Genomic DNA, 12,430 nt, shown 5'->3' on the forward strand with positions numbered 1-12,430 from the left:
AACCGAACCTTCCGGTGCTCACGTAGCTCTGCTACGCTCCGCTCCTCAGTTTCTAGTTGCCTTCCATCTTCTCGATACTGAGAACCGAACTTTTTGAACTCGCACTATATGTCAAGTCTGTCCGAAACTGAGCAAAAAAAAAGACCACGTCCGGTGGTCTTCTGCTTACGCGCTCAGTACTTTTCTTCCCTTTTGACGACGAGCCGCCAAAACTTTACGACCGTTCTTTGTGCTCATCCGCTTGCGGAAGCCATGCACTTTAGCACGTTTGCTTACATTTGGTTTAAATGTAGGTCTCATTTATATTGCACCTCCTATATTACGTGTGGATCCATACATCGGACGATACGCGCCCGTCCAAGACAAAAATACACTTTTATAATTAAACCACGCGGAGGGCAAAAAGTCAATGTTTGCCCCTGCGCCGACGACTGCCATTTTTTTCGGCTAATGCCTGTGGATAAATGAATGAACGACAATGGTTCGACGAAAACTAATAACATGTGGACAATTTTTTGGGCCAAAATCGAACTTTGTCGAAATGGTAACATGATATTAACAATATCTTGTGTTGTCGATAACTTTTATACACAAGCTCTTGAGTATGTGGATAATATCCGGCAATTCGTTGAAATACAAGGCATCTTTTGCTATGATAGATATGTTTTCGTTGTGGATGAGCAACTATTCCACACCATCTTATTAACAGCCTGTGGATAACATTGTGAACAACATTATCCCCTATTTATAACTCACATCTTAAATATCCGTCATAATGTGGATATTTCGTGCATGCAGATAGGTATTCGACAAGTTTCCGCGCGGGCCCGCCTCTGGGCGACAGAAGATAAGGAGTGACAGTCTGTGGACAGCCATACCTACGATTTATGGCAACAAGTATTGTCCATCATTCAGACGAAGCTGAGCAAGCCGAGCTTTGACACCTGGTTCAAGGCAACCAAGGCTTCCTTCGTCGATGATTCCATACTTGAAGTAACGGCGCCGACCACGTTTGCCGCCGAATGGCTGGAAGGCCGATATACGAAGCTGATTCGAACAACACTGTACGAATTCCTCGGCAGACAGATCGATGTGCGCTTCTCCATCGAGGAACCGAAAACCGCCGCCGAGCATAGCATCGTGTTCCCTCCCAAAAACGTGCAGCCTCCTGTCTCGTCCGACGAGCCGCACACTCATATGCTTAACCCCAAGTATACGTTCGATACATTCGTCATCGGTGCCAACAACCGGTTCGCCCATGCGGCTTCGCTAGCAGTCGCCGAAGCTCCGGCCAAAGCCTATAATCCACTGTTCCTCTATGGGGGCGTTGGACTAGGCAAGACTCACTTGATGCACGCCATCGGGCACTACATTATGGATCACAACCCCAATACGCGGGTTCTTTATATTTCTTCCGAGAAATTCACGAATGAATTCATTAATGCCATCCGGGACAGCCAGGGCGAGAGCTTCAGGACGAAGTACCGCAATATCGACGTGCTGCTTATTGACGATATTCAATTTTTGGCCGGCAAGGAGCAGACGCAAGAGGAATTTTTCCATACGTTTAACGCGCTGCACGAAGAACGCAAGCAGATCGTCATCTCCAGTGACCGTCCGCCGAAAGAAATACCAACTCTAGAAGACCGGCTGCGCTCCCGATTCGAGTGGGGACTTATCACCGATATCCAGCCGCCGGATCTCGAGACGCGGATTGCTATTCTTCGAAAGAAGGCAAAAGCCGAAAATCTCGATATTCCCAACGAAGCCATGAACTATATCGCCAACCAGATCGATACGAACATCCGCGAGCTGGAAGGCGCGCTGATCCGGGTCGTCGCCTATTCGTCGCTGATCAATGCCGATATTACATCGCATCTGGCTGCAGAGGCGCTTAAGGATATTATTCCGTCGAGCCGGCCGCGCATGATTACGATCCAGGATATACAGACGAAAGTTGGCGAATTTTACGGGCTGCGCCTGGAGGAGTTCAAAGCGCGAAAACGGACGAAAGCCGTCGCCTATCCGAGACAAATCGCGATGTATCTCTCGCGGGAGCTTACGGATTACTCGCTTCCGAAGATCGGCGAAGCGTTCGGCGGCCGTGACCACACGACAGTCATTCATGCCCACGAGAAAATAACAAGGCAGCTTAAGATCGATCAGGAGCTGTACAAGATCATTCAGAATTTGACGGAAAAAGTCAAAAATCAAATGTGAACAACAGAGCAAGCCTATGCACAAGCTATGCACATGTGGATAGGCTTGCTTTATCCGCTTTAAATGGGGTTATCCACATATTCAGGGCCCCTACTACTACGACTACTAAAAAATCTTTAAAATAATACCTATACAAATGCAAGTTCAAAAAGTTCGGTTTTCAACACCAAGAAGATTGAAAGAAGGTAGAAACTGAGTAGCGGAGCGTAGTGGAAGCTACGTGAGCAACGGAAGTTTCGCCTGAATTCAAGATTCGATGTCGAATAAGCTGCTTGAGATGCTTCGTGATGGGAAGCGGACTTTTTGAACTACCTTTTCAACGACTTCGTCGTTTCGGGGCTGAATCCCTCAAATCTTGTAGAAACGGGTGAACAAATGAAACTCACGATTTCCAAAAACGAACTAAACGACGCGATTCAACAAGTCGCCAAAGCCGTCTCGGCCCGTCCCGCCATTCCGATCCTCGGTGGCATCAAGTTCGATGTAAACCATCAATTCGTAACGCTGACTGCCAGCGATACAGATATATCTATTCAGAGCTTTATCTCCGTAGAACAAGGAGATAAAATTATCGCGCAAATCGACAAACCGGGAAGCGTTGTCCTTCCTGCCAAGTTTTTCGTTGAAATCGTAAAAAAGCTCCCTTCCGACCAAGTTATGATTGAGGTAAGAAGCGGTTTCCAAACGATTATTCGCTCCGGTTCCTCGGAAATTCAAATGGTCGGCCTGGATCCGGAAGAGTTCCCTGTTCTGCCGTCGATCGAACAGAACGACATTCTTCAAATTCCCGGAGACTTGATCAAATCGATGATCCGCCAGACGATTCTCGCCGCTTCGACAAGCGAACAAACGCCTATCCTGACCGGCGTGCTCTGGAATCTTCACGACAGCATGCTCAAGTTCATTGCCACGGACCGGCATCGTCTCGCCAGCCGTACGACAAAAGTCGATTCCGAGCTGAACTTCAGCAATATCGTTATTTCCGCCAAGACGCTCAACGAATTGTCCCGTCTTATTCCGGATCAGAATACGCTGGTCGATGTCGTCGTTGCGGACAACCAGGTATTATTCAAGGTCGACAATATTCTGTTCTATACGCGTATTCTTGACGGCACTTACCCGGATACATCCAAGATTATTCCGCAAGTATTCGAGACAGAACTTGTGCTCGACACCAAAAATGTGATGGACGCAATCGATCGCGCCTACCTCATGTCGCGTGAAGAAAAGACGAACATCGTCAGGCTCGCGACACTAGATGACGGTACGATTGAGATTTCGTCCAGCTCAACGGAGCTTGGCCGCGTAACGGAGCAGCTAGAGGTAAAGCAGCTGACAGGCGAACCGCTGCGGATTGCGTTCAACTCCAAATATATGCTAGACGTGCTCAAAGTTATCGACAGCGAACAGCTGTTCATCGGTTTTTCCGGCGCTATGCGCCCCATTATCGTAAAGCCGATGGACCACCCATACAGCATGTACGTCATTCTGCCTTACCGTACGACAGGTTGAGCCAAGCAAGCTGAAAGGGTGATGAAGGAATGAAAGAAGTATCCATTCGGACGGAATATATCGAATTAGGGAAGTTTTTGAAGCTGGCGGATTGCATATCCACAGGTGGACAAGCTAAATTTTTTTTGCAGGAGACGGTTATCCACATTAACGGGGAGGCCGACAACCGCCGGGGCCGCAAGCTTTACGCTGGCGACAAAGTGGAAGTCGAAGGGCACGGCATGTTTGTCGTCACGCGTGAATAGGCGAAGCACCGGGAGGAACGAAACGTGTTTCTGACGAATATCGAATTGAGCAATTACCGGAATTATGCCGGCCTCGATCTTGCAACTCCGAACAAGGTTAACGTCTTTTTGGGTCCAAACGCCCAAGGCAAAACGAATCTGCTGGAAGCCATCTTTGTGCTGGCGCTGTCGAAGTCGCATCGCACGTCCAAGGACAAAGAACTGATCGGTTGGCAAGGCGATTCCGCGAGAATATCGGGGGCGGTGGATAAGCGGTACGGCAACATCACCCTCGATTTGCTGTTCTCCTCGCAGGGCAAGAAGGCTAAGATCAACGGGCTGGAGCAGCGCAAGCTGAGCGATTTCATCGGTTCCGTTAACGTCGTCATGTTCGCGCCGGAGGATCTCGAGATAGTCAAGGGCACGCCGGGCGTGCGCCGCCGATTTCTGGACATGGAGATCGGGCAGGTGCAGCCCGGCTATCTATATACGCTTCAGCAATACGGCAAGGTGCTTCAGCAGCGAAACAACTACCTGAAAAGCGCAGGTCCGGGGACTGTTAACGCGACGATGATGGAAGTATGGAATATGCAGCTTGCCGAGCTCGGTGTTAAAATTATGAAAAAAAGGAAATACTTTATACATAAATTGCAAATCTTCGCGGAACAGATTCATGCCGGCATTACGAACGGTTCGGAGAAGCTGACGATTGAGTATCGACCCTCCTTCGATGTGGACACGACACAAGATGAACCTGTTTTATTTGATCAATTTATGTTAAAGTTATCACAAGTGAAAGATCAGGAGATTCGGAGAGGGGTCACGCTTGCCGGACCTCATCGCGACGATTTGGCCTTCTTCATCAATGGCAAGGAAGCGCAGATATTCGGCTCGCAAGGGCAGCAGCGCACTACTGCTCTGTCGCTGAAGCTTGCCGAGATCGAGCTGATTCATGAGGAGATCGGGGAATATCCGCTGCTCTTGCTCGATGATGTTCTGTCGGAGCTGGATCAGAACCGTCAGACGCAGCTCATCGAAACTTTTCAAAGCAAGGTTCAGACCTTTATTACAACGACCGGCCTGGAGAGCGTCAACACGAGCAAGCTCCACGATGCCGGTATCTATTATGTGCGAGAAGGCAGAGTCACCGTATAACGAGATGAATAGGGGGCTGGAGGAGACATGTACATCCATCTGGGCGGAGAAAAGATTATCAGGGCCGTAGAGCTGGTCGCCATCTTTGATATATCCATTGAGCAGTCCTCCAAGCTGTCCAAGCAATTCGTCGCGGGAGCCCATAAGCGCAAGGACGTGGAGACGATCGGCGAAGAAGAGCCGAAGTCTATCGTCGTCACAAAGAAGAAAATCTACTATTCGCCCATATCATCCTCAACGCTCAAGAAACGGGCCCATCATTTCGCGGCGAATGGATAAGCAATAGGAAGAGCAGTCGAGAGGAGCAGTGAGCTTGCATGACTTTGGAACAGAACACGTATGACGAGAGTCAGATACAGGTTCTTGAAGGGTTGGAGGCCGTCCGCAAACGTCCGGGGATGTATATCGGCTCCACCAGCGGAAAGGGTCTTCACCATCTCGTATGGGAGGTAGTCGACAACAGTATCGACGAAGCGCTGGCCGGCTATTGCGACAAGATCGACGTGATCGTGCACGAAAACAACAGCATTACCGTTATCGACAACGGACGCGGAATCCCGGTCGGGATGAACACGAAGCTGCAGAAGTCGACGCTCGAGGTTGTCATGACCGTTCTTCATGCCGGCGGCAAGTTCGGCGGCGAGGGATATAAAGTATCCGGCGGTCTGCACGGCGTAGGCGTGTCGGTCGTCAATGCCCTGTCGGAGTCTGTCATCGTGCAGGTTAAACTCCATGGCAAACTCTATCAGCAGGAATACCGCCGGGGAATTCCCCAATATGATATCAAAGTCGTGGGCGAATCCAAGGAGACGGGCACGAAGGTAACCTTCCTGCCTGATCCAGAGATTTTTACGGAGACGACGGTATTCGACTACGAGACGCTCCAGTCCCGTATTCGCGAGCTGGCGTTTCTGAACAAGGGCATCGAGATTACGCTGACGGACGAGCGTACGGACGTGTCCAATTCGTTTAAATACGATGGCGGTCTGAACGAGTTCGTGCTGTTTCTTAACCGGAACCGCGAGGCGCTGCATGAGACTCCAATCTATGTTGAGGGCTCGAAGGACCATATCCAGGTCGAAGTCGCGCTGCAGTATAACGACAGCTACACGGAGAACATCTACTCCTTCGCCAACAACATCAATACGCATGAGGGCGGTACGCATGAATCCGGCTTCAAGAGCGCGCTGACGAGGATCATCAACGATTACGCGCGCAAGACGAATCTCATCAAGGACAACGATTCCAACTTCTCGGGCGACGACGTGCGGGAGGGACTCACCGCGATCATCTCCGTTAAGATTCCCGAACCGCAATTCGAGGGACAGACAAAGACGAAGCTGGGCAACAGCGAGGTACGGGGCATTGTAGAGTCGTTCTTCGCCGAGAAGTTCCAAGAGTTCCTCGAAGAGAATCCTGGCGTATCCCGTCGCATCGTGGAGAAAGGCCTTCAAGCCGCACGCGCACGCGAAGCGGCGCGCAAGGCACGCGAACTGACGCGTCGTAAGAGCGCGCTCGAGGTTGGATCGCTCCCGGGCAAGCTGGCCGACTGCTCCTCCAAGGACGCGGCAATCAGCGAGCTGTATATCGTCGAAGGAGACTCCGCGGGCGGATCAGCCAAGCAAGGGCGCGATCGCCATTTCCAAGCGATACTTCCGCTCAGGGGCAAAATCCTGAACGTAGAGAAAGCCCGCCTGGACCGCATTCTCGGCAATGCCGAGATTCGTGCGATCATTACGGCATTAGGCACGGGCATCAGCGACGACTTCGAAATTTCGAAGGCCCGTTACCACAAAATCATTATCATGACTGACGCCGACGTCGACGGCGCGCATATTCGTACGCTGCTGCTGACGTTTTTCTACCGCTACATGCGGGAAATTATCGAAGCGGGCTTTGTCTACATCGCGCAGCCGCCGCTCTTTAAGATCGAGCGCAACAAGGTTGTCCGCTACGCATTGACGGAGAAGGAACGCGACGTGATCCTCGCAGAGTTCGGAGAAGGCGTAAAGGTAAATATCCAGCGCTACAAAGGTCTCGGAGAGATGGACGCCACCCAGCTGTGGGAGACGACGATGGATCCCGAGAGCCGTTCTATGCTCCAGGTGTCGATCCAGGACGCGATCGAAGCAGATACGATCTTCGATACGCTGATGGGCGACAACGTCGAGCCCCGGCGCGAATTCATTCAGAAGTATGCCAGATACGCAAATCTGGATATCTAAGCGGAAGCAGCCACCCATGACGGGGGCTGCTTTTCTTCTCAAGGACTGTACGGGGAAGTTAATGCTTTTTGCGTTTGATGCCTCCATAGGCTGCTGCATATCGGGTTACTTTGCGGTGCATCGACTTGTCGGCCAGCTTGTTGAAAATATAGGGATGAGGCTTCGTGTTCACTTCCAGCACCCAAGGGTGGAACTTTGTATCGATGGCGACATCGACGCCAAGCTCCTTGAGACCGGGATAGGCCGTTTGCAACTGACTGCCGATCTTGACGCCAAGCCTCTTAAGCTTTGCATGGAGCGCACTCATCTCGGAGGCGGACAGATGAGAGGACAGCAATGTCTCAAAAGACCAAATCGTCCCACCGTTATTGTAGTTGGTTACGATTTTTCGGGGGTTGCCCAATTTTCCGATAATGCCGGTGGTTTCCCATTGATTCCTTAAATTTTTCTGGACCATGACGCGCAAGTCGAAGCGGCGGCCCCGATGCTTGAGCAGATGGATGCCCTTCTGCACGATGTAACCTTTGCGGCTAACATAAGCACTTAATGCTTCGAACAAAGCATCGAAGATGGCAGCGGAACGTACCGTCGTCCCGTGCTGGAAGCGATAGCCGCTTCCTTGCTCTCCTGTACGCTCTACGCGGATGACTCCGTTGCCGTATGTGCCGCTGACGGGCTTCACATAGACCATCTCGTACTCTTGCAGCATGCGATGCAGCGTTTCGCGGCTGAACCGCTTCGTTTGCGGGATGTAGCTGTGCATTTCGGCAGAGCGCAGGAGCACTTTTGTTTTTGCCCACTTGCTTCTGACACGTTGGATAGCCAGGGGATCCACCTCTTTCTATGGGATAGTTCCTGTAGGATGCCGGAGTTCTCGAAGCGGTGAAACGGCGCCGAATAAGCGACATCTTTTTCTTTTATCACCCGGCTCCGGGACAAGACAGACTATGGAATGAATGGTATAATAAAAGTTGGGTCTATTTAATTTATGACCATTTTTCGCGTTCGGAGCTTGCGAAATGGCCTATTTTTACCACTGGGTACGAACAAGCGATTCCGCCAAATGGAGCATCCCGAGCGGTGCTGCCATAACGGCACAACAGGTTTATGCAAGAATTAAATGTTAAAGATAGAACTAGGAATGGTTGACGATCCACCAGATAGATGACGTCAGGGAGGTAAAGCATGGCGGAAGAACAAAGAATGTCAGTGACAGACCGCGATATCGGTACGGAGATGCGCGACTCCTTCATGGATTACGCGATGAGTATTATCGTGAGCCGTGCGTTGCCGGATGTGCGCGACGGGCTTAAGCCGGTGCATCGCCGTATTCTGTTCGCAATGTCGGAGCTCGGCATGTCTCCGGACAAGCCGCATAAGAAATCGGCGAGAATTGTAGGGGAAGTCATCGGCAAGTACCATCCGCACGGCGATTCGGCGGTCTACGAATCCATGGTTCGGATGGCGCAGGACTTCTCCATGCGTTATATGCTCGTAGACGGGCACGGCAACTTCGGTTCCATCGACGGCGATATGGCGGCGGCTATGCGTTATACGGAAGCCCGTCTGTCCAAGATGGCAATGGAGCTGCTTCGCGATATTAACAAAGAAACGATCGACTTCGCTCCTAACTATGATGGCGAAGAACATGAGCCCGTCGTACTGCCTTCCCGATTCCCGAACCTGTTGGTAAACGGGGTAACGGGCATCGCCGTAGGCATGGCGACGAATATACCGCCGCATAACCTGAATGAGGTTATTGATGGCGCTCAGGCGCTTATCCGCAATCCGGACATTACGTCGCTAGAGCTGATGGAATATGTCAAAGGACCGGACTTCCCGACGGCCGCTTATGTCATGGGACTATCGGGTATTCGTCAGGCTTATCTGACGGGCCGCGGTTCGGTGACGATGCGCGCCCGCGCGACGATTGAGGAGAACAACGGCAAAGCGCGTATTATTGTTCACGAGCTGCCTTACCAGGTCATTAAGGCGAGACTGGTCGAGAAGATCGCGGAGCTGGTGCGAGAGAAGAAGATCGAAGGCATTACCGATCTGCGCGACGAATCCGACCGTAACGGCATGCGGGTCGTCATCGAGCTTCGCCGCGACGTCAATCCGAGCGTCGTGCTAAACAATTTGTACAAGCATACGCAATTGCAGTCGAACTTCGGCATTAACATGCTTGCGCTCGTCAATGGCGAGCCAAAGACGCTGAATTTGCGCGACATGCTGTATCATTATTTGCAGCATCAGATCGAAGTCATAAGACGCCGTACAGAATACGACCTCAAGAAGGCCGAGGCGCGCGCGCATATTCTGGAAGGCTTGCGGATCGCGCTCGACAACCTCGACGAGGTCATCGCGCTTATTCGCGGATCGCGTACGACGGAAGAAGCGCGCGAAGGTTTGATTACCCGTTTCTCCCTCAGCCACGAGCAAGCGCAAGCGATTCTGGATATGCGCCTGCAGCGTCTGACCGGATTGGAGCGGGACAAGATCGAGGCGGAATATGCCGAGCTCTTGGCCAAGATTGCCGAGTACAAGGCTATTCTTGCGGACGAGCAGCTTGTGCTCGATATCATCAGCACAGAGCTTAATGAGATCAAGGAGCGGTTCGGAGACGAACGCCGCACGGAGATCACGGCCAGCGACGAAGAGATTCTGGATGAGGACCTCATTCCTCGCGAAGACGTAATCATCTCCATTACGCACTCCGGCTACATCAAGCGTCTCCCGGTGACGACGTATCGCAGCCAGAAGCGTGGGGGCAAGGGCGTTGTAGGCATGGATACGAAGGAGCATGACTTTGTCGAGCATCTCTTCGTATCGAATACGCATCACTTCCTGTTGTTCTTCACGAACAAAGGCAAAGTGTACAAGCTCAAAGCCTATGAAATTCCGGATCTCAGCCGTACAGCGCGGGGAACGCCGATTATCAACCTGATTCAGATCGAGCAGGGCGAGACGGTTAACGCGGTTATCCCGGTTCAAGCGTTCGATGCGGATCATTATCTGTTCTTCGCGACGAGACAAGGCGTGGTCAAGAAGACGCCGCTTGACGATTATATTAATATCCGCAAAGTGGGTCTAATCGCGATCTCCCTGCGCGAAGATGACGACTTGATCGGCGTTAAGCTGACAGACGGCAACCAGGAGATCATTATGGGTACCGCCCAAGGCATGTCGATCCGGTTCTCCGAAGAAGACGTTCGGTCCATGGGACGGTCGGCTACCGGCGTTAAGGGCATTGGCCTGGACGCTGACGATACGGTGATTGATATGGATGTTGTCGTTCTGGATAAGGATGTGCTTATTGTTACATCCAAGGGCTACGGCAAGCGTACGCCGGTTGGAGAGTACCGTATTCAGAACCGTGGCGGCAAGGGGATCAAAACGCTCAACGTTACGGATAAGAACGGGCCGATCGTATCGCTTAAGGTTGTGGAGAACGACGAGGATCTCATGATCATGACGGCGCTAGGCACGATGATCCGAACCAGCATGGAAGGAATCTCCACGATGGGACGGAATACGCAAGGCGTCAAGTTGATTAATACGCGCGAAGACGATACGGTTGCGACTGTCACTCGCGTTGCGCGGAGCGAAGAAGAAGTGGCTTCGTCCGAGGACGAACAGGACGTAGAAGGCACGGAATCCGAATAAGGAAGCAGCGGCAATCGGATTTGTTAAACATTGATCCTGCGCTTTGTTCGCGGGGGAGGGGAATAGGATGGTCGCAGTAGCGGTTGCGCAGCTTAAGATGGGCGATAAGATCGGGGAGGATGTTCTCACCCCGCTCGGCGGCATATTGTTTCACAAAGGGAGAATTATTACAACGAAGGAAATGGATATTCTGCAAGCCTTCTTGGTGAATACCGTTATGGTCGACTACGGCGATGCAATTCCGCCGGAAGCCCAGCCGGCACAGGCAGCACAACCTGTACAGCAGCCGGTGACTCCCTTCCAGCAAGAGTACGAAAAGATGATCGAGGTGCTCAGGGGGCTGTTCAACAACTATGTGACCGGGCAGGGGATGCCTGTCATGGATCTTCGAGTGCAGCTCGAGAAGCTCCTGGGCCGGATATCGGAGTACAAGGTGCTCACCTTCGCGCCGAGAGTATTCCAGGAACGCGACTATCTGCTTCACAATAACGTGACTTCCGCGATGACCTCCTATCTGATCGCTCAGTGGGGGGGACTTCCGCAGAAGGATTGGATGCAGGTAGCGCTCGCCGGTCTTCTAAAGGATATTGGCAATGTGCGCATCGATAAATCGATTCTGTCCAAGCCTACCCCGCTGACGGCCGTTGAGCAAGAGGAGATGAAGCGGCATACCGTTCTGGGCTATCAGTTGCTAAAGAACGTTGCAGCGCTTAATGAAGGCGTCAAGCTGACGGCGCTTCAGCATCATGAGAAGGTAGACGGCACGGGTTACCCGCTTGGCATAGACGCCAGCCAAATTCATCCCTATGCAAAGATCGTGAGCATTGCGGATATATTCCATGCGATGACGCTAAACAGGGGTTACAAGAAGGCCGTCTCTCCCTACCTTGTATTGGAGCAAATATTGAGCGATGCTTTCGGGAAGCTGGATCCTGGCTATGTCAGAACGTTCGTGGAGAAAGTGACGCAGTTCCATAATGGAACCATCGTCAGGCTAAGCGATGAACGGATCGGCGAGATCGTCTTCTCGGACCGTACCCATCCGACGCGGCCATGGGTGTCCATTGACGGCAAGATTGTCAACCTGGTTATCGAGCGACAGTTCCATATTAAAGAAGTGTTGAAATAGCGCATCATAAGGGCAAGCCTATCGGAGACCGGAATCATCGGCAGACGATACGGTTTGCTCTTATTTTTGTACCATGGAACGAAAAAAGTTCGAGATAGATGAAGGAGAGGGCTTCGCTTGGAACGGTTAAAACGTAGAAATTAAATTAATTAAAAAAAACACTTGCAATCCACTAGGCGTTCGTGATATATTATTTCTTGTCGCCGCGAGAGATTGACGCCGGCAACGAAAGAACAGATTGTTCTTTGAAAACTGAACAACGAGCGAAACTGCCCGATACAATCGCAAGATTGAATCGA

At 51.5% G+C, this 12,430-nt stretch carries 10 protein-coding genes; 8 read left to right on the top strand and 2 right to left on the bottom strand.

From position 1 onward, the window contains the following. Positions 1-165 precede the first annotated feature (165 nt). Positions 166-300: a 50S ribosomal protein L34 gene (rpmH, locus tag PAT3040_RS07325; protein ID WP_087572533.1), complete on the bottom strand. Its 135-nt coding sequence runs from the start codon at positions 298-300 to the stop codon at positions 166-168. Between the two features lie 564 nt (positions 301-864). Between rpmH and dnaA the strand changes: the two genes are divergently transcribed. From dnaA to gyrB, 6 genes are all read left to right on the top strand, one after another. Next, positions 865-2,220: a chromosomal replication initiator protein DnaA gene (gene dnaA, locus PAT3040_RS07330; RefSeq protein ID WP_087572532.1), complete on the top strand. Its 1,356-nt coding sequence runs from the start codon at positions 865-867 to the stop codon at positions 2,218-2,220. Positions 2,221-2,595: 375 nt separating this feature from the next. Continuing rightward, positions 2,596-3,732, top strand: coding sequence for a DNA polymerase III subunit beta (gene dnaN / locus PAT3040_RS07335; RefSeq protein WP_108992085.1), 1,137 nt, complete (start codon positions 2,596-2,598; stop codon positions 3,730-3,732). Positions 3,733-3,761: 29 nt separating this feature from the next. After that, positions 3,762-3,977 carry a S4 domain-containing protein YaaA gene (gene yaaA / locus PAT3040_RS07340; protein ID WP_087572531.1) on the top strand — a complete coding sequence of 72 codons (216 nt, stop codon included), beginning with the start codon at positions 3,762-3,764 and terminating at the stop codon, positions 3,975-3,977. Positions 3,978-4,001: 24 nt separating this feature from the next. After that, on the top strand, positions 4,002-5,111 hold the full coding sequence (gene recF / locus PAT3040_RS07345; protein WP_108992081.1) for a DNA replication/repair protein RecF: 1,110 nt from the start codon (positions 4,002-4,004) through the stop codon (positions 5,109-5,111). 27 nt (positions 5,112-5,138) lie between these two features. Further along, a complete protein-coding gene (gene remB / locus PAT3040_RS07350; RefSeq protein ID WP_087572529.1) occupies positions 5,139-5,390 on the top strand; it encodes an extracellular matrix regulator RemB in 252 nt (83 codons plus the stop codon). A 38-nt stretch (positions 5,391-5,428) separates the two neighbouring features. Continuing rightward, positions 5,429-7,336 (top strand): DNA topoisomerase (ATP-hydrolyzing) subunit B, encoded by a 1,908-nt coding sequence (gene gyrB / locus PAT3040_RS07355; RefSeq protein WP_108992082.1) that lies wholly within the window; start codon positions 5,429-5,431, stop codon positions 7,334-7,336. A gap of 58 nt (positions 7,337-7,394) precedes the next feature. Here the strand turns inward: gyrB and PAT3040_RS07360 are convergent, their stop codons facing one another. Next, the gene (locus PAT3040_RS07360) at positions 7,395-8,171 is read right to left on the bottom strand and encodes a YheC/YheD family protein (RefSeq protein ID WP_307719160.1); all 777 of its coding nucleotides are present in this window, start codon (positions 8,169-8,171) and stop codon (positions 7,395-7,397) included. A gap of 350 nt (positions 8,172-8,521) precedes the next feature. Between PAT3040_RS07360 and gyrA the strand changes: the two genes are divergently transcribed. Together gyrA and PAT3040_RS07370 are read left to right on the top strand one after the other, a co-directional pair. Next, positions 8,522-11,002 (top strand): DNA gyrase subunit A, encoded by a 2,481-nt coding sequence (gene gyrA, locus PAT3040_RS07365; RefSeq protein WP_108992083.1) that lies wholly within the window; start codon positions 8,522-8,524, stop codon positions 11,000-11,002. A 67-nt stretch (positions 11,003-11,069) separates the two neighbouring features. Further along, the gene (locus PAT3040_RS07370) at positions 11,070-12,131 is read left to right on the top strand and encodes an HD-GYP domain-containing protein (RefSeq protein WP_108992084.1); all 1,062 of its coding nucleotides are present in this window, start codon (positions 11,070-11,072) and stop codon (positions 12,129-12,131) included. The last annotated feature ends 299 nt before the right edge of the window (positions 12,132-12,430 follow it).

Origin of the sequence: Paenibacillus agaridevorans (genome assembly GCF_003112455.1) — a bacterium.
Classification (GTDB): Bacteria; Bacillota; Bacilli; order Paenibacillales; family Paenibacillaceae; genus Pristimantibacillus; species Pristimantibacillus agaridevorans.

Excerpts from the sequence above, each read along its gene's own strand:
- remB (WP_087572529.1), top strand. The coding sequence starts at position 5,139 with ATGTACATCCATCTGGGCGGAGAAAAGATTATCAGGGCCGTAGAGCTG.
- PAT3040_RS07370 (WP_108992084.1), top strand. The coding sequence starts at position 11,070 with ATGGTCGCAGTAGCGGTTGCGCAGCTTAAGATGGGCGATAAGATCGGG.
- gyrA (WP_108992083.1), top strand. The coding sequence starts at position 8,522 with ATGGCGGAAGAACAAAGAATGTCAGTGACAGACCGCGATATCGGTACG.
- rpmH (WP_087572533.1), bottom strand. The coding sequence starts at position 300 with ATGAGACCTACATTTAAACCAAATGTAAGCAAACGTGCTAAAGTGCAT.
- yaaA (WP_087572531.1), top strand. The coding sequence starts at position 3,762 with ATGAAAGAAGTATCCATTCGGACGGAATATATCGAATTAGGGAAGTTT.
- dnaN (WP_108992085.1), top strand. The coding sequence starts at position 2,596 with ATGAAACTCACGATTTCCAAAAACGAACTAAACGACGCGATTCAACAA.
- gyrB (WP_108992082.1), top strand. The coding sequence starts at position 5,429 with ATGACTTTGGAACAGAACACGTATGACGAGAGTCAGATACAGGTTCTT.